Annotated in this window: 15 protein-coding genes; 4 read left to right on the top strand and 11 right to left on the bottom strand. The window is 74.2% G+C overall.

Going from position 1 to position 16,675, the window contains the following annotated elements:
- Positions 1–14 precede the first annotated feature (14 nt).
- The 5 genes from OG392_RS32885 to OG392_RS32865 form a co-directional block, all read right to left on the bottom strand.
- Positions 15–782 (bottom strand): LytR/AlgR family response regulator transcription factor, encoded by a 768-nt coding sequence (locus OG392_RS32885; RefSeq protein WP_329285542.1) that lies wholly within the window; start codon positions 780–782, stop codon positions 15–17.
- Between the two features lie 45 nt (positions 783–827).
- Positions 828–1,700 (bottom strand): Fpg/Nei family DNA glycosylase, encoded by an 873-nt coding sequence (locus OG392_RS32880; RefSeq protein WP_329285540.1) that lies wholly within the window; start codon positions 1,698–1,700, stop codon positions 828–830.
- Positions 1,701–1,796: 96 nt separating this feature from the next.
- A complete protein-coding gene (locus OG392_RS32875; RefSeq protein WP_329285538.1) occupies positions 1,797–3,143 on the bottom strand; it encodes a wax ester/triacylglycerol synthase family O-acyltransferase in 1,347 nt (448 codons plus the stop codon).
- Positions 3,144–3,285: 142 nt separating this feature from the next.
- Complete coding sequence (locus OG392_RS32870) at positions 3,286–5,376, bottom strand: SpoIIE family protein phosphatase (RefSeq protein ID WP_443054969.1); 2,091 nt, start codon at positions 5,374–5,376, stop codon at positions 3,286–3,288.
- Positions 5,377–5,425: 49 nt separating this feature from the next.
- Complete coding sequence (locus tag OG392_RS32865) at positions 5,426–6,721, bottom strand: DUF6777 domain-containing protein (RefSeq protein WP_329285536.1); 1,296 nt, start codon at positions 6,719–6,721, stop codon at positions 5,426–5,428.
- A gap of 199 nt (positions 6,722–6,920) precedes the next feature.
- Here OG392_RS32865 and OG392_RS32860 point away from each other — a divergent pair, with 199 nt between their 5' ends.
- Genes OG392_RS32860 through OG392_RS32850 form a run of 3 tightly spaced genes read left to right on the top strand, consistent with a single transcriptional unit; the run spans position 6,921 to position 9,875 of the window.
- Positions 6,921–7,877 (top strand): YndJ family protein, encoded by a 957-nt coding sequence (locus tag OG392_RS32860; protein WP_329287599.1) that lies wholly within the window; start codon positions 6,921–6,923, stop codon positions 7,875–7,877.
- Positions 7,874–8,425, top strand: a complete 552-nt coding sequence (locus tag OG392_RS32855; protein ID WP_329285534.1) for a DUF1990 family protein — start codon at positions 7,874–7,876, stop codon at positions 8,423–8,425. Before OG392_RS32860 ends, OG392_RS32855 begins: the two co-directional genes overlap by 4 nt.
- 22 nt (positions 8,426–8,447) lie before the next feature.
- Complete coding sequence (locus tag OG392_RS32850) at positions 8,448–9,875, top strand: lipase maturation factor family protein (protein ID WP_329285532.1); 1,428 nt, start codon at positions 8,448–8,450, stop codon at positions 9,873–9,875.
- An 83-nt stretch (positions 9,876–9,958) separates the two neighbouring features.
- Here OG392_RS32850 and OG392_RS32845 read toward each other — a convergent pair whose 3' ends face one another.
- The 3 genes from OG392_RS32845 to OG392_RS32835 form a co-directional block, all read right to left on the bottom strand.
- Positions 9,959–10,129, bottom strand: coding sequence for a hypothetical protein (locus OG392_RS32845; RefSeq protein WP_329285531.1), 171 nt, complete (start codon positions 10,127–10,129; stop codon positions 9,959–9,961).
- A 301-nt stretch (positions 10,130–10,430) separates the two neighbouring features.
- Positions 10,431–11,915, bottom strand: coding sequence for an SDR family NAD(P)-dependent oxidoreductase (locus OG392_RS32840; protein ID WP_329285529.1), 1,485 nt, complete (start codon positions 11,913–11,915; stop codon positions 10,431–10,433).
- Between the two features lie 86 nt (positions 11,916–12,001).
- A complete protein-coding gene (locus OG392_RS32835; protein ID WP_329285527.1) occupies positions 12,002–12,715 on the bottom strand; it encodes a (2Fe-2S)-binding protein in 714 nt (237 codons plus the stop codon).
- A 244-nt stretch (positions 12,716–12,959) separates the two neighbouring features.
- On the opposite strand from OG392_RS32835, the gene OG392_RS32830 reads away from it, so the two are divergent.
- A complete protein-coding gene (locus tag OG392_RS32830) occupies positions 12,960–13,967 on the top strand; it encodes a DMT family transporter (RefSeq protein WP_329285525.1) in 1,008 nt (335 codons plus the stop codon).
- On the opposite strand, the gene OG392_RS32825 is transcribed toward OG392_RS32830, so the two are convergent.
- The 3 genes from OG392_RS32825 to OG392_RS32815 form a co-directional block, all read right to left on the bottom strand.
- A complete protein-coding gene (locus tag OG392_RS32825; RefSeq protein WP_329285524.1) occupies positions 13,848–15,272 on the bottom strand; it encodes a transglycosylase family protein in 1,425 nt (474 codons plus the stop codon). The genes OG392_RS32830 and OG392_RS32825 overlap by 120 nt on opposite strands.
- 384 nt (positions 15,273–15,656) lie before the next feature.
- On the bottom strand, positions 15,657–16,328 hold the full coding sequence (locus OG392_RS32820) for an arylsulfatase (protein WP_329285521.1): 672 nt from the start codon (positions 16,326–16,328) through the stop codon (positions 15,657–15,659).
- On the bottom strand, positions 16,322–16,666 hold the full coding sequence (locus tag OG392_RS32815; RefSeq protein WP_329285520.1) for a GNAT family N-acetyltransferase: 345 nt from the start codon (positions 16,664–16,666) through the stop codon (positions 16,322–16,324). The genes OG392_RS32820 and OG392_RS32815 overlap by 7 nt, the downstream gene beginning before the upstream one ends.
- Between the last annotated feature and the right edge of the window lie 9 nt (positions 16,667–16,675).

Genomic DNA, 16,675 nt, shown 5'->3' with positions numbered 1-16,675 from the left:
GGCGGCGGATGGGCTCAGCCGGCGGCGCGGCGCATCAGCAGGTCGCGGAGGGGCCGGGCGTGCCGCCGGCTGACCGCCAGGTCGGTGTCGCCGACCCGTACGGAGGTGGCGCCGCCGTCGAGGCGGAGCTCGTCGATCCGGGCGAGCGCCACGAGGTGGCTGCGGTGGATGCGGACGAAGCCCCGCGCCGCCCATCGCTCTTCGAGGGTGGAGAGCGGGATGCGGACGAGGTGGCTGCCGTGGTCGGTGTGCAGGCGGGCGTAGTCGCCGTGGGCCTCGACGTACACGATGTCGTCGACGGGGACGAACCGCGTGATGCCGCCGAGCTCGACCGGGATCTGCTCGGGCGCGGCGGGTGCGGAGGGCCCCGCGGGGGCCGGGGCGGCGGTGGCGTGCACGAGGTCGTGGACGCGGCGGACGGCCTCGGCGAGGCGCTCGCGGCGGACCGGCTTGAGCACGTAGTCGACCGCCTTCAGGTCGAAGGCCTGGAGCGCGAAGCCCTCGTGGGCGGTGACGAAGACGACGAGCGGAGGGCGGGCGAAGCCGGCGAGCAGCCGGGCCACGTCGAGGCCGGTGAGGCCGGGCATGTGGATGTCGAGGAAGACGACGTCGACGGCGTCGTCGCCGTCGGGCCCGGTCTCCAGCGCGCGCCCGATCCTGCGCAGGGCGGCGGTGGCGTCACCCGCGCCCTCGGCGGAGCGCACCCGGGGATCGGCGCGCAGCAGGTAGAGCAGCTCCCCGAGGGCGGGTTCCTCGTCGTCGACGGCCAGTACGCGCAGCATGCGGCGGAGTGTAACCGGCGGCCACGGGGGCCTCCGTGGCGTCGGCTACTTGAGGAGCCTGGACAGACGGCGGTCGGCGAGCGGTCTGCCGCCGGTCTGGCAGGTGGGGCAGTACTGGAGGGAGGAGTCGCTGAAGGAGACCTCGCGGATGGTGTCCCCGCACACGGGGCAGGGTTCGCCGGTGCGGCCGTGGACGCGCAGGCCGCTCTTCTTCTCGGCCTTGAGCTTGCCGGCGGCGAGGCCGTGGGAGCGTTCGACGGCCTCGTGGAGGGTGGTCCGCATCGCCGTGTAGAGGGCGGCGATCTCGTCCGGGGTCAGGTTCTGGGTGGGTTTGAAGGGGGACGTCTTCGCCGCGTGGAGGATCTCGTCGCTGTAGGCGTTGCCGATGCCTGCGATGAGGCTCTGGTCGCGCAGGGCTCCCTTGATCTGACGCCGTTCGCCGGCGAGCAGCGCGGCGAACTCCTCGGGGCCGAAGTCCTCGGCGAGCGGGTCGGGTCCGAGCCGCGCGACACCCGGCACCTCCCGCGGGTCGCGCACCACGTACACGGCGAGGCGTTTGGTGGTGCCCGCCTCGGTGAGGTCGAAGCCGTCGCCGCCGGTGAGCGCGGTCCGCAACGCCAGCGGGCCCTTGCCGGGCTTGGGCGGTCCCGAGGGCAGCGGGTCTTGCCAGCGGAGCCAGCCCGCGCGGGCGAGATGGAACAGGAGGCGCAGTTCGCCGGCGGGTCCCGCGGTGGTGAGGTCCAGGAACTTCCCGCGCCGTCCGACCGCGGTGACCTGGGCGCCCTCGACGGCGCTCAGGGGCGGTTCGTACGTCTTGAGGACGCTGACGGCGACGGGCAGCACGCGGGCGATCTCCTTGCCCACCAGGTGTGTGGCGAGGAACGCGCGGAGCGCTTCCACCTCGGGGAGTTCGGGCATGGTTCCACCCTGCCGCACGGGTCACGGGGCCGCTCGCCGGACGCCTCCGGCCCGAGCCCGGCCCGAAGGTCCGCCCCAGGCCCGGCACGACACCCCCTAGGGGGTGTCCGGTGGGTCCAGGAGGTCGAGTTCGGCCGTGAGGGCGTCGGCGAGGCCGTCGAGGTCGGGGACGGCCTCGCCGTCGGCGACGAGGCCGATGTGGACCTGCCCGCCGTAGGGGGACATGGCGACGGCGAGCGACTGTCCGCGGGCCAGCGGTGCCATGGGGAAGAGCGCGCGCAGCGGCGCCCCGCCGAGGGAGAGCGCGGAGCGGGGCAGCGGCACCTGGGTGACCAGGAGGTCGAAGAGCAGCCGGGCGGCGCCGGAGGCGAAGGGGGCGCCGAAGCGGTGGGCGAGCGGCGGGAGCTGGTCGGCGAGGAGGGCGACGGCCCCGGCGCCCCTGAGGGGGCCCGCGGCCTTGTTGCGGTCCATGGAGCTGCGGACCGCGGCGAGCCTGGCCGCCGGGTCGGCCTCGTTGACGGGGAGGTCGAGGAGGTAGCCGGAGAGGCTGTTGCCGGGGCCGGGCGGGGTGCCGGGACGGCGCCGGGAGACGGGGACGAGCGCCCGGGGGTCGGCTCCGGTGAGGGGCAGTCCGCGCCCGTCGAACCAGCGGCGGAGGGCCCCGGCGACGAGGGCGAGGAGGACGTCGTTGGCCGTGCCGCCGGTGGTGCGGCGGATCCGGTGGACTCGTTCCAGGGGCAGCGAGACGGTGGCGATCCGGCGGGTGCCGCTGGACTCGGCGGCGAGGGCGGCGGTGGGCCGTCCGTCGAGGCGGCTGGCGCGGACGACGGAGGCGCCGACCTCGACGGCCCGGCCGAGGTCGCCGAGCCGGTCGCGGGCCATGCCGAGGAGTCGTCCGGGCCCGGGGAGCCAGGAGCGTGGGGGCACCGGCCGGGCGCGGCCGGCGGTGCGGCGGCCCGCGGCGATCTCGTCGAAGATCCCGGCGCCGATGGCGACGGCACGCATGCCGTCGGCCAGGGCGTGGTGGAGCTTCACGAGGACGGCGAAGGAACCGTCGGGCGCGCCGCTGAGGAGGTACATCTCCCAAGGCGGCAGTCCGCGGGCGACGGGCCGTTCCATCAGTTCTGCGGCGAGCCGGGCGGCCTCGGCGGGGAAGTCGGCGCCGGGGAGGGCGACCTCGTGGACGTGCCGGTGTACGTCGAAGTCCGGGTCGGTGCTCCACGCGGCGCCGCCCACGGGGAGCAGGACGTCACGGACCCGCATCCGGAGCCGGGGGACGGCGGCGGCGCGGCGGGCGAGCAGGCCGAGGACGTCCGGCGGCTCCTGGCCGCTGCCGGTGGGGGCGGGGCCGAAATGCGCGAGCGCCCCGAGGTGCAGGGGGTGCGCGGTCGATTCCAGGTGCCAGAAGGCCAGGTCCAGCGGTGCCAGTAGCTCGCTGCTCACAAGTGTCCTCACGTACGTGCTGCGCGGAGCGCCGGAAGCACGAAGTCAATCGCGCACCGACAGTTACGGTCAAGTACGATCAATGCACGCTCTGTCAACAGTCGCCCTCGTCTGTCAACCGTCGCACCTCTCTGTGACGGGCTCAGTTCCGCACGGTGAATTCGCACCACACGCACTTGCCGCTCCCCCGCGACTCCACGCCCCAGACGTCGGAGATCTGGTCGACGAGCAGCAGTCCGCGCCCGGAGACGCCCGCCTCCCCCGCCTCGCGGCGCCGGGGCAGTGCGCTGGAGCGGTCCTCGACCTCCACCCGGAGCCGCCGTTCGGCCCCGCCGAGCGTCCTCAGGGTCACGATGGCCCCTCCGTCGGTGTGCATCAGCGCGTTGGTCATCAGCTCGTCGGCGACCAGTTCGATCTCGTCGGCCCGCTCCTCGGCGCCCCAGGCCCGGACGGCGGCCCTGATCATGTGCCGGGCCGAACTCAGCGCCTCGGGGTCGTTCTGTGCCACGTGCTGCTGGAACCGGCCCGCCCCGTGGCCGGCGGTCGCGGCGTGGCGGCGCAGGAGCAGAATCGCGACGTCGTCCTCACCACCCCGGTCGGCGACCACATCGCACAGGTGGTCGGCGAGCTCCTGGAGGTCGGCGGGCCCGCGCCGGACGAGGGCGGAGAGCCACTGGAGGCCTTCGTCGAGGTCGGAGCCGGGCTTCTCCACCAGACCGTCGGTGTAGAGCATCAGGGTCTGTCCGGGGTCCAGTTCCAGCGTGGTCACCGGATAGTCGAGCCGGCCGAACTCGGCGGAGAGCCCGAGCGGCAGTCCGCCTTCCACGGGGATCCTGCGGCAGCTCCCGTCGGTCTCCCGGATCAGCGGATCGACGTGGCCGGCCCGCACCACCTGGACGACGCCCGTGCCGAGGTCGGCCTCCGCGTAGGTGCAGGTGGCGAAGCGTTCGGTGTCGAGTTCGTGCAGGAAGACGGAGGCGCGGGCCATCACCGTGGCCGGGGTGTGCCCCTCCGCGGCGTAGGCGCGCAGGACGATCCGCAGCTGGCCCATGACGGCCGCCGCGTGGGTGTCATGGCCCTGTACGTCCCCGATGACGGCGCCGACCCGCCCGCCGGGGAGCGGGATGATGTCGTACCAGTCGCCGCCGATGTCCCGGCCGAGGCGGGCCGAGCGGTAGCGGACGGCCGTCTGGGCACCCGGCACGTCGGGGATCCGGCGGGGCAGCATCGCCTGCTGGAGCCCCTCGGCGAGGTCGTGCTCCTGCTCGTACAGCATGGCCCGCTGGAGGCTCTGGGCGATGCTGCTGCCGAGGGCGACGAGCAGCGTCCGCTCGTCCTCGCTGAAGCCCGTCTTGTCGCTGTAGAGGAGCCCGAGCGCACCGATGGGCCGGGCCTGGGCGATGAGCGGCAGATAGACGGCGGCGGTGATGCCGAGTCCGCTGATGTGCGGCCAGAGCACCGGGAAGGATGCGGCGAAGTCCCGGGGCGACTCGATGAACCGAGGCCGCAGGGTGCGGATCACCTCGCTCATCGGGTACGGCTCGTCCACCCGGGTGAACCGGGTGCCCGGCACGAAGGCGCCGGCGGGTCCCTCGGCGACCAGATGGATGCGGCCGGCGTCGAGGAGGCCCATCACGAGGCTCGCGGCGCCGAAGTGTTCCAGCGCGTGGGAGTCGTTGAGCAGGTCGATGACGTCCTGCACGGTCCGCGCGTAGGCGAGGGCGGCCGTGGTGCCCTCGACGACCCCGGCGCGCCGCCGCCGGCCCTCGTCGAGGCCGAGCCGGGCGGCGGACTCGGTGAGTTCATGGGTGGCGTCCCGGATGACGCCGACGATACGGACCGGGCGGCCGGTTCCGTCGCGGTGGACGATTCCCTGGGTGTGGGTCCACTGCTGACGGCCGTCGCGGCGACGGATGCGGAAGTACGCGCCGTACTCGGCGCTGCCGTCCTTGAGGGCCTGCGCGACCAGGGTGTCGAGACGGCGGGCCTCGTCGGGCAGGACCCGCGAGCCGAGCGACTCGGGGCGGTCGTCGTACTCCCCGCGGTCGAAGTCGAAGACGTCGAGAGCGGCGTCGTCCATGATCATCGTGCCGGCGGCGAGATCCCAGTCGAAACCGCCCATCCGGAACGCCGTACCGAACGCGGCCAGGATCCGTGCCGTCCCGGCGCCGTCCCCCTCCAGGACGCGGCTGAGCCGCTCGACCGCATCCCCGCCCCCGTTGCCCGCGTTCATGGGGCCACGCTAGGCGCAGCCCCGCCCGTGCGCACCATGAAGATCCGTTTCATCCCTCGAAGGTCTCGGGCTGGTCCGGGACCGGTTCGACGGGAAAGAGCTCCTCCGGCGGCAGTTCGCCGTCCGGGACGGGCTGCTCGCCCGGGGGCTCCGCGTACGGGTCGGCGGGGTCCGGCTGCGTGCGGGGGTCGAGGCGCGGGTCCTGGTAGGGGTCGACCGGGCCCGGGTCGGTGCCGGTGCCGCCGGTCCCGGAGGCGTCGGGCAGCGGGTTCTCCGGGGCCGGGGGGACGGGCGCGGGCGGGGAGGCCGGGTCGGGGGACGTACGGCGGTCGGGGGCGCTCGGGTCGGGGGTGGCGCCGTCGGGCCCGGTCGGGTCGGGCGCCCCGTCGGCGAGGGCACAGGCGTCCGGGTCGCAGGCGGGTTCCACGGCGGGCCTGCGGTCCTCGGCGCCGTCGCTGCCGGTGGCCCGTTCGATCCAGCTGCGGTCGGCGTTGTTGACGATGACCAGGCTGGTGACGACGGTGGTGGTCGGCCGGACGACGATGACGCGGTCGGGGTCGAAGCCGTCCCAGGGCTCGCCCTGGTGGATGCCGTCGCGGACCGCGGACGGGGTGCGGAGCGGGTTGCCGCAGGCACAGCGGACGCGCGGGGATCCGTACTGGTCGACCAGGACCGCCGTACCGGTCTGGAGGACGGACTGGAAGGCGTTGGCCTTGCCCTCGCGGTAGCCGTGGCTGGTGACCCGGGTGTCCGAGCGCAGGACGACGGGGGTCAGCTCGCGGAGCCAGTCGGGAACGTTGGCCTCGGGGATTCCGGCGGCATCGGCGAAGGCCCGGGTCCTGTCCGCGTCGGCGGTGACGAACGAGACCTGCCGTTCGACGTCGCAGCTGCCCTCCGCGCGGGTGCCGCCGTAGAGGCCGGGGGTGGAGCCGGTGACCTCCCGGACCTGCTCGGCGCCGGTGTCCGGGCCGCGGACCGGGGAGGACAGCCGCCCGGTGGCCCGGGCCGACGACTCGGTGAAGGGATCGGGGCCCTGGGCGGCGAGCGGCTGGAGCAGGATGTCCTGGGTCGGGCCGGCCGCGGCGGGCTGGGCGCCGCCCCGGGATCCCTCCCAGACGGAGGTGCACCCCGCGAGGAGGAGCGAGGCCGTGAGCGCCGCGAGCGCGGAACGGACCAGGGCGGCGCGGGGGGTCGCGCGGGGAGGTCCGGGGTGCGGCGCCCGGGGTTCCGCCGCCGGGGTCGCGCGGGAAGCCGTCGGGCCGGGAGCGGTCGGGCCGGGAGCGGTCGGGTGGGTCGCGCCGGGAGCGGCGGGGGTTCGCCGCGTCCGGCAGAGGGGTGAGCGCACCTGATTCTCCCGCTTTCTCTCCACGGGCCACGGCGCCCGGTTCCGGCCAGTCCTTCATGTCTGTCGCAGTGCGCGGGGCCCCGCAAGCGGAGGGCCGCCGACCGTGTCCGCCCACGCACTTGAACGCGTTCAAGAAAGGCCCTACGCTCGGACTTGCCAGTTGAACACGTTCAAGTCGAGGGGATGCGCGATGACCGCACTGTCGGTCCTGGTGGGCACGGTCGTCACGATCGGCATGTTCTGGGTGATCCCGACGGGGCTCGCGCTCCTCGACGGCCCCCGGCCGCCGGGCTGGGATCTCCTCCGGCGCGCCTGGCCGCTGTTCGCCGCTCCCGGCGCGCTCGCGCTGTGGCTGCCCCGCTCCGGGCTCTCGACCGCGCTCGCCGCCGTCTACGCCCTCACCACACTGGCCCTCGCGCTCCAGGCCCCGGCCCGGCTGTTTCTGACCCGCTCCCTGGAGCCGGTCGAGGTCGCCGTCGCCACCGCCCTGGTCGCGCCCTCCGTCGCCGGCCTCGCGCTGGTCGCGGAACGGGCCTCGTACCCGCTCTTCGGCTTCGACCTGGACATCCTGGCGCTGACCGTCCCGCACTTCCACTTCGCGGGCTTCGCCGCCGCCCTCGTCGCCGGTCTCCTCTGCCGCGCCTGCGACGGCCCCGCCGCCCGGTTCGCCGCGCTCAGCGTCCCCGCGGGCACCCTCCTCGTCCTGCTCGGCTACTTCGTCGACGACTGGGCCGAGCTGCTCGGCGCCGCCGTCCTGACGGCCGGCATGACGGCGGTCGCGGTCCTGACCCTGCGCGAGCGCCGCGCACTGACGGCCGACCGCCTCACCCGGGGACTCCTCGCCGTCTCGGCCCTGGTCCTCTTCGTCACCATGCTGCTCGCGCTGAGCTGGGCGCTGGGCGAGGCGACCGGCCTTCCGCACCTCGATCTCACCTGGACGGCCGCGACCCACGGCCTCGGCAACGCCCTGGGCTTCGCGGTCTGCGCCCTGCTCGCCCACCGCCGCCTCCGCGCGGACCGCCCGACACCGGTACCCGCCACGACGCCCACGCACCCCACGGCTCCCGTCGCCACCAGCGATCCCGCCTCCGCCACCACCGATCCCGTCGACACCCCCGAACCCACGGCTCGCCCGCGAACGGAGCTTCCGGCATGACCCGCCTCCTGAACAGCCTGTCCCGGTCCGACCGCCCCCACCCGGCCCTCAGCTACCGCGAGATCGGCGCCACCCGCACCCCGGCCGCGCTCCCCGAGGACTACCACCACCTGCGGCACAGCGAGGTCGTCGGCCACGGCCGGGCCGCCTTCGAGGCCGCCGGAGCCGCCGTGACCACCTGGCGCATGCACCGCGCCACCGGGGCGCGCGTCGTCGCCGACGCCGACCGCGCCGCGCCCGGCGTGCGCGTCGGGATCTCGGTGGGCGTGGGCCCGCTCCGGCTCGGCGCTCCCTGCTCGGTGGTCTGGACGGCGTACGAGGAGAAGCGCGTCGGCTTCGCCTACGGGACCCTCACCGGGCATCCGGAGTCCGGCGAGGAGTCCTTCATGGTCCATCTGGAGCCGGACGGCAGGGTCCTGTTCGCGGTCACCGCGTTCAGCCGCCCCGCCGCCTGGTACACCCGGCTCGGCGGCCCCGTGGTCCCCCTCTTGCAGCGGGCGTACGCGCGTCACCTGGGGCGGACCCTGCGGCGCCTCGTCAGGACGTGATCCCGGGCCGATACTGGAACCGATGGAGTGGTTCACCGCGCCCGACCACTGGCTGAGCCGGATCGTCTTCCAGCGGGGCCTCGCCGGGCTGTACTGCGTGGCGTTCCTGTCGGCTGCCCTGCAGTTCCGGGCGCTGATCGGGGAGCGCGGCATGCTCCCCGTACCGGAGTACGTGCGCGGGACCCGGCCGCGGCACACGCCGTCGCTCTTCCACTGGCGCTACTCCGACCGCCTCTTCGCGGCCGTCGCCTGGTCCGGCGCCGCGCTCGCCCTCGCGCTGCTCGCGGGCGCCGGGGACGCGGTGCCGCTGCCGGTGTCGATGCTGCTGTGGCTGGTCCTCTGGGCGCTGTACCTGTCGATCGTGAACGTGGGCCAGACCTGGTACGCCTTCGGCTGGGAGTCGTTGCTCCTGGAGACCGGGTTCCTGGCGGTCTTCCTCGGCAACGACGACACCGGGCCGCCCGTCCTCGTGCTCCTCCTGTTGCGCTGGCTGCTCTTCCGGGTCGAGTTCGGCGCCGGGCTGATCAAGATCCGCGGCGACCCGTGCTGGCGCGACCTGACCTGCCTGTACCACCACCACGAGACCCAGCCCATGCCCGGCCCGCTGAGCTGGTTCTTCCACCATCTGCCGCGCCCGCTGCACCGGGTGGAGGCGGCGGCCAACCATGTCGTCCAGCTCTTCGTACCGTTCCTGCTGTTCACCCCGCAGCCGGTGGCCACGGTCGCGGCCGGGCTGATGATCGCGACCCAGCTGTGGCTGGTGCTCTCCGGCAACTTCGCCTGGCTGAACTGGATCACCATCGTTCTCGCGCTGTCCGTCGTGGACGCCTCCCCCGTCGCCGGCGAGCACCCGCAGCCGGATCCGCCGCTCTGGTACGTGGTCCTGGTCGTCGCGGTGACCGCGTTCGTCCTGGCGCGGAGCTACCGTCCGGTGCGCAACCTGCTCTCCCGGAACCAGTCGATGAACCGCTCGTACGATCCGTACCACCTGGTCAACACGTACGGGGCGTTCGGCACGGTCGGCCGGACCAGGGACGAGATCGTGGTCGAGGGCACCACCGACCCGGTGCCGCACGCGGGCACGGTGTGGCGGGAGTACGGCTTCAAGGGCAAGCCCGGCGACCCGCGCCGGCTGCCCCGCCAGTTCGCGCCGTACCATCTGCGGCTCGACTGGCTGATGTGGTTCGCGGCGCTCAGCCCGGGATACGCGCGCGACTGGTTCGGGCCGTTCGTCGAGCGGCTGCTCGACGGCGACCGGGACACGCTGCGCCTGCTCGCCCACAACCCGTTCCCCGACGCGCCCCCGGCCTTCGTCCGCGCCCGGCTCTACCGGTACCGGTACACGAGCCGGCGGGAACTCCGGGCGACCGGGGCCTGGTGGCACCGGACGCTCGTCCGCGAGTACCTGCCGCCCACCCGGCTCCGGGAAGGCGCGCGGGGGCCGGACTGACCCCCCGACGTGGCGCCGGCCCGGACATACCGCTGCCCCCGGCCGCGTGCACGACGGCCGGGGGCAGCGGGTGGAGCGAGGGATCAGTCGATACCGGGCAGGATATGGGGCTCGGCGAGGTCGTCCTCGTAGCCCGCGAGCCGGATCGGGGCCGCATGGGCCCACACGTCGAGGCTCCCCAGCTCGCCCTTCCTGCGCGGCCGGTCCTTGGGTTCGGCCGGTCGCGGTTCCTGCTTCGTCAGTTCTGGTGTCACCGCGCACTCCTTCGTGTCACGTACCTGTAGGACAAGTGCCGGTCGGTCGCGGTGGCGCCGTTCGTCGGGCGGGACCGCGGCCTTGGTGGAAGGCCTGTCCCTGGTAGGCCGTGAGGATGGTGTGTCTCCTCGGTGGCCGACCGTGAGCATCAGAGTAACCAGATGAGCGCGTCCGCGCTCTACCGGGCTCGGAAGTGTGACGCGATCGGGTGAACCAAGCCGAAAGAGCGCCCCACCTGGCCGGTGGGACGCTCTTGTCAGGGCGACGGAAACCGCTGGCGCGGCCGATCGCGGACGGTCTCTACCAGTTCGCGGGGGCGTAGTCCTTCAGGAAGCAGCCGTAGAGGTCCACGCCGTCCTCGCCGCGCACGATCGGGTCGTAGACGCGGGCCGCGCCGTCGACCAGGTCGAGGGGGGCGTGGAAGCCGGCCTCGGCGAGGCGCAGCTTGTCGAAGTGCGGACGCTCGTCGGTGATCCAGCCGGTGTCGACCGAGGTCATGAGGATGCCGTCGGTCTTGAACATCTCCTCGCCGCTGGTCCGCGTCACCATGTTCATCGCGGCCTTGGCGGCGTTGGTGTTCGGGTGCCCCGCGCCCTTGTAGCCACGGCTGAAGACGCCCTCCATGGCGGAGACGTTCACGACGTACGAACGTCCGCTGGCGGCCTTCCTCGCCGCATCGGCCATCACCGGACGCAGCTTGCTGATCAGGATGAACGGCGCCGTGTAGTTGCACAGCTGGGTCTCGAGGAGCTCCACCGGGGAGATCTGCTCGATGCTCTGCACCCAGGTGTTGGAGTCGACGACGTCCGGCACCAGACCACCCGCGTCGATGGCGGTGCCGTCGAGGTGCTTGGCGATGGTGGCGTTGCCCGCGACGAGCGCGAGGTCGGCGACCTGCTGCGCCTCCAGGTCGCGCACGCCGGCGGGAAGCTCGGACGATCCGACGAGCTCGCCGACCGCGCCGGAGTTGAAGGCTCCGATCACATGGTGGGCGGGCAGTTCGCCGGCCGGCAGCGCGGCGCTCTCGCCCTCGACCAGGGCGGCGTAGGCGGACGGCAGCCGGCGCACGGTCTGCGTGGCGTTGTTGATGAGGATGTCCAGCGGCCCGGCCTCGGTCATCTGGTCGGCGAGCGCCACGGCCTGGGCCGGGTCGCGCAGGTCGATGCCGACGACCTCGAGGCGGTGCATCCAGTCCGCCGAGTCCTCCATCGCCTTGAAACGGCGGATGGCGTCCTTGGGGAAGCGGGTGGTGATGGTGGTGTGGGCACCGTCGCGCAGCAGCCGCAGCGCGATGTACATGCCGATCTTCGCGCGGCCGCCGGTGAGCAGGGCACGCTTGCCGGTGAGGTCGGCACGGGCCTCGCGCTTGGCCCGGTTCTCGGCGGCGCAGTTCTGGCAGAGCTGGTGGTAGAAGTAGTCGACCTCGACGAACCGGCTCTTGCAGACGTAGCAGGAGCGCGGACGCTGGAGTATCCCGGCGATCCGGCCTTCCTCGGTGACGGAGGAGGGCAGGATCCCCTCGGTCTCGTCGTCGATGCGCTGCGCGGAGCCGGTGGCCGTGGCCTCGGTGACCGCCTTGTCGTTGGCGGTCTTGGACGCCCGGCGCTCCTGGCGGCGGCGCTGCTTCACGGTCCGGTAGATCCCGGCGGTGGCGCGCCGGACGCGGATGGCGTCCGGGTGGTCGACGTCCAGCTTGTCGAGCTCGTCGAGGACGCCGAGGCAGACGGCCAGGCGATCGGGGTCGATACCCGGCCCGTAGTCCTGGTTTTCTTCGGTCACCGTCATGGCCTTCGGGTTCCTCGTTCGCTCGTACGTCACCGTTCGTGGGCTGTCACCGTCCGTACGCTCGCGGGACGGCAACCTTCGCAACTTTACGGAGCGGGGGGCCGCGCCTCCAAACCCGTTCGGGGGGCGTGGTCGAAGACACAGTCCCCGCACAGTCCCGCGCCGGGGCAGCGGTAGTAGAGGCAGCAGCTGGCGCGACGCAGCCGGGGGCCGCGGACCGTACCGGCGAGGTCGGGATGGTCGAGGAGTCCGGAGACCAGGGCTGCGGCCCGTGCGGCGGCCTCCGGGCGGCCGCGGGCGTGCGCCCAGCGGGTCAGCTCGCGCAGCGCGCCGGCCAGGGCGGAGCCCGCGTTGCCCCAGAGCAGGCGTGGCGAGATGTTCCCGTCACGGCGGAGTGCGGCGTGCAGCGGCACGAGGTGGGCCTCCTGGACGGCCGCGCGGATCGCGTCGACGGTCGCGGGGCGGGTCTCGGAGCCGGCCCACCAGAGGTCGTCGGGGGAGGTGAGGGCCCCGTCCCAGTGCAGCTCCGCGGGGTCGAGGGCGGGGAAACGGCCGTGCAGGGCGGCGGGCCCGAGGGCGGTCGACCAGAGCCGGGCGGCGAGCCCGAGGTGGGCGACGGACGCCCCCACGCGCCGCTCGGGGGCGCCGAGCCGGGCGGCGACCCGGTCCACGCGCGCGTGGAGGGGGCCGTCGTCGCCCGCGTACAGGCGCGCGAGCGGGCGGTGTGCTCCACCGGTCTCCGGCGCGCTGATGCGCAGGGCGAAGAACCCGCCGACCGAAGCGCTCTCCACCAGATCCACCCGTGTTCCCCCTCGTTCCGGTCCCGGTCGCGTGCCGAGGTCCCCCGGGCACGGATTCCGACCACCGTAACCGCTGTGCGCGGCGCTGCGGCACGGCTCGAAAAGGTCGCTTTGCACCCGTTCTGACCTGCGCGGGTGTACATCCACAGGCGTACGTGGGGGCTACGTACTGCGGAGGGTGTATCCGGGAAGACGTCCCCTGGTACGACGACGCGATCGGCCGGGAAGAGAGATCGTGGAAGGTATGAGTCACCTCCTGCTGTCCGTTCTCCTGGCCCTGGTCTCGGCGGTCGCCTACGCGGCCGCGGCGATCGTGCAGGAGCGGGTCGCGGCCTCCGCCGCAGGTCCGCGCTACGCGCCGCTGCGCAGCCCGGCCTGGTGGGGGTCCGTCCTGCTCAACGGCGTCGGCGCGACCCTGCACGTCGCGGCGCTCGCGTACGGACCGCTCAGCCTGGTCCAGCCGCTGGGTGCGCTGACGATCGTGTTCGCGCTGCCCATGGCGGCGCTGTTCGTCGGCCGCAGGGCCGGATCGCGGGCCTGGCGGGGCGCCGTGATGGCCACCGTGGGTCTGGCCGGGCTGCTCAGCCTCACGAGCGGTGCCGAGGCGCGGTCCCTGACGGACGGCGACCGGTGGCTGCTCGCGGGCTGCACCTTCGGGGTGGTCGGCGTGCTGTTCGCGGCCGCGCACCTGGTCGGAAGGTCGGTGCTGCGCAGCGTCGTCCTCGCCGCCGCCGCGGGTGTCTCCTTCGGCATCGCCTCGGTGTTCACGAAGTCGGTGGCGGAGGAGTGGACCGCCGACGCCCCGCTCGCCGAGTGGACCGCGCTTCTCGTGCTCTCGGCGCTCGCCGTGACCGGGCTGCTCCTGTCCCAGGCCTCGTACCGGGGCGCGGGACTCGCGGCCCCGCTGGCCACCGTCACGGTGGTGAACCCGGTGGTCGCCGCGGCCGTGGGCCTGACCCTGTTCGGCGAGAGCTTCCGTTACGGCACGGCGGGCACTGTCGCCGCGCTGATCAGCGGCGCGGTGGCCGCGGGCGGCCTGGTCCAGCTCACGCTGGACCGGATGACGGGGCCGTCCGCGTCACCGCCGGCGCCGGGTCAGGGGCGTGCGCCGGACTCCGGACCACAAGCGGGGTCAGAGGGAGACCCCGCGAGCCCTGAGATAGGCCAGGGGGTCGATGTCGGAGCCGTACCCGGGACCCGTCCGTACCTCGAAGTGCAGGTGAGGTCCCGAGCTGTTGCCGGTCGATCCTGAGCGGCCGATGCGCTGGCCGGCGGTGACCCGCTGGCCCTCGCGGACGGCCAGCGCGGAGAGATGGGCGTACTGGCTGTAGCGGCCGTCGTCGTGGCGGAGCACGATCTGGTAGCCGTACGCGCCGCCCCACCCGGCGGAGACGATCCGCCCCCCGGCCACGGCCTTGACGGAGGTGCCGGTGGGCACGGGGAAGTCGACGCCGGTGTGGTAGCCGCTGGACCAGGAGGATCCGGGCTTGCCGTAGCGGGTGCCGATGCCGGCGGCCACGGGCGCGGAGTACCGGTCCTCCGTGGTGGCGGGCGGGCGCGGCTTGGTGGCGGGCCGGGGAGCGGGCTTCGTCCTGGGCGCGGGTTTGGCGGCGGGCTTGGACGTCTGCTTCGCCACGGGCTTGGCGGCGGGCTTCGCGGCGGGCCGGGACACCTGCTTCACGGCCGGCCTGGACGCGGGCTTGGTCACCGGCTTCGCCGCGGGCTGCCGGGCGACCGGCTTCGTGGTCGGTCCGGCGGCCGGCTTCGTGGTGGGCGGTACGGCGGGCGCGGTCCGGGGCGCGGTGCCGGGTCCCGTGAGCTTCGGCGGCGTCGCGGCCGATCCCGCCTTCGCCGGGGGCTTCTTCGGGGAGGCGATGCGCAGGGTCAGGCGCTGGCCGGGAAGGATGAGGTCCGGGTCGTCGCCGACGACGGGCCGGTTCGCGTCGTACAGGCGCTTCCAGCCGCCCTGGACCCGTTCGTCGCGGGCGATCTTCGACAGGGAGTCGCCGGGCGTCACCGTGTACATCTCGCGCACGGTGGGGACGGAGGTCGGGCCGACGTTCCTGGCCGGCCGCTCGGATAACGCCCGCTGCCCGGGCAGGGACGCGGTGCTGGGCGCGTTCCCGGCGCGGGAGGCCTTCGTGGTCGCCGTTCCGGGGGTGACGGCCGGGCCGTCCCCGCCCCGGGCGAGGCCCGCGCCGGGGCCGCAGGACGGCCAGGCACCGGGTCCCTGGCCCTTCAGGACCCGCTCGGCGACGGCGATCTGCTGGTCCTTGGAGGCCAGGTCGGCACGCGGCGCGTAGTGCGTGCCTCCGTAGGCCTCCCAGGTGGACTGGCTGAACTGCAGACCGCCGAAGTAGCCGTTGCCCGTGTTGATGTGCCAGTGGGAGGTCGACTCGCAGGCGGCGACCTTCTCCCAGACGTCGAGCGAGGCGGCCTGGACGGTGCCCGCGCCGATGAAGGGCAGCGCCATTCCGGCGCCGCCAGCGGTGACGGTCAGCGAGGCACGGTTGATCCGGCTCGGCTGGTGGCGGCGGTGACGTCCGCGTACGGCCATGGGCCCCCCTTGAACACAGCGACAGCCGTCCAAGTTAGGGGTGGCGCACGCTCCGTGACAAGGGAAACGCCGAAGCCCAAGGCCCTTATGTCACCTTCCCGTTGACGCCGGGCGGTGGCCGGCGGGGCCCGGCTGGGGCTGAGGCTCGGGTTCCGGTACGGGTCCGCCGGGCTGCGGCGCCGGGCTCGGCCCCGGGTCCGGGGGGACCGGGACCGGGTTGGGCGGGGGGACCGGCGGCGGCGTCGGCACCGGCGGCGGAATGGGCGAAGGGGGCACGGGATCGGGGTACGGGTGGGTCATCACGGACCTCTCGGTCGACGGGTTCCTCCCTTCCCAGGGTGGCCCGGCGGGCGCCGCGGCGCCCGCCGGATCCCGTCCTTCGGGTCAGTCGCGGGACGCGCCGCGGGGACCGGCGACCGCGGCGGCCGCGGCGGCGAGCCCGAGGCGCGGACTCGCCAGGACCCGGAGTGCGGTGGTCGTCCGGCCGACGGCGTCGGCCATGGACGCCTGCGCGAGGACGACGACGCAGTCCTCCACCGGGGGCGCGCCGTCCACGGCCGCCGCCACGGCGTCGAGGTAGCCGTCCCGGTCCCCCGCCTCGAATCGCTCCCAGGCCCCCTCCACCACGACGGTGCTGATGAGCGAGGCCTCCGGTCCCGACTCCTCGGCGATGAGGGCGACCGTGGGTTCGAGGGTGGAGCGCAGCGCGGCCACCACGACGATCCGGCGGTACCGGGCGGCCTCGGCGGCCATCGGCCGGTCCACCCGGAGCACGGGCACGCCGAAGACGCCGGCCTGCCGCTCGGCGATCCCCCCGATCGTCGAACAGGTGCAGAGCACGGCGGCGGCGCCGTCCGCGACGGCCGCCGCGAGCGCGTCGGCCACCGCCCCGGCGACCGCCTCGGGCCCCTCCTCCCGGGCGCGCACCAGCAGCTCCTCGTCGACGAGGTGGCGCAGGACGAGCCCGGGGTGGTGCCGGTCGCGGAGCCCGTCGAAGACGGGGACGTGGACCGGTGAGGTGTGCAGCAGGGCCAGGGTGCCGGCGGTGGTCACCACAGGCTCGGGGTGGCCGTCAGCTGGTCCTTCGCCGCTCGGACCACGGCGGACGGGGCTGCGGGCGCCTCGTCGGGGTGACGCTCGGCCCAGACGGCGGCGTACGGGCAGAGCGGCACGACGGGCACGCCCGCGCGTGCGGCGATCGCGTAGAACTCGCGCACGAGTGCTCCGGCGACGCCCTTGCCCTCGTGGCCGTCCTCGACGACGGTGTGCACGGCGACGAGGGCGTGGGGCTCGGCGGTGAGCACGAAGTAGACGACGACACCGACGTAGGTGCCGCCCTCGAAGGCTTCGAGGCGTCCGTTCGCCCGGTCGTCACGCATCCGCAGCTCGGCCATGGGACGACG

Source organism: Streptomyces sp. NBC_00691, from assembly GCF_036226665.1.
GTDB lineage: Bacteria > Actinomycetota > Actinomycetes > Streptomycetales > Streptomycetaceae > Streptomyces.
This window is presented reverse-complemented; position numbering and strand designations above follow the sequence as displayed.

Bases quoted from the DNA above. Each gene is read 5' to 3' on its own strand.
- OG392_RS32885 (WP_329285542.1), bottom strand. From the start codon at position 782: ATGCTGCGCGTACTGGCCGTCGACGACGAGGAACCCGCCCTCGGGGAG.
- OG392_RS32825 (WP_329285524.1), bottom strand. From the start codon at position 15,272: ATGGCCGTACGCGGACGTCACCGCCGCCACCAGCCGAGCCGGATCAAC.
- OG392_RS32880 (WP_329285540.1), bottom strand. From the start codon at position 1,700: ATGCCCGAACTCCCCGAGGTGGAAGCGCTCCGCGCGTTCCTCGCCACA.
- OG392_RS32815 (WP_329285520.1), bottom strand. From the start codon at position 16,666: ATGGCCGAGCTGCGGATGCGTGACGACCGGGCGAACGGACGCCTCGAA.
- OG392_RS32855 (WP_329285534.1), top strand. From the start codon at position 7,874: ATGACCCGCCTCCTGAACAGCCTGTCCCGGTCCGACCGCCCCCACCCG.
- OG392_RS32830 (WP_329285525.1), top strand. From the start codon at position 12,960: ATGAGTCACCTCCTGCTGTCCGTTCTCCTGGCCCTGGTCTCGGCGGTC.
- OG392_RS32850 (WP_329285532.1), top strand. From the start codon at position 8,448: ATGGAGTGGTTCACCGCGCCCGACCACTGGCTGAGCCGGATCGTCTTC.
- OG392_RS32870 (WP_443054969.1), bottom strand. From the start codon at position 5,376: ATGAACGCGGGCAACGGGGGCGGGGATGCGGTCGAGCGGCTCAGCCGC.
- OG392_RS32840 (WP_329285529.1), bottom strand. From the start codon at position 11,915: ATGACGGTGACCGAAGAAAACCAGGACTACGGGCCGGGTATCGACCCC.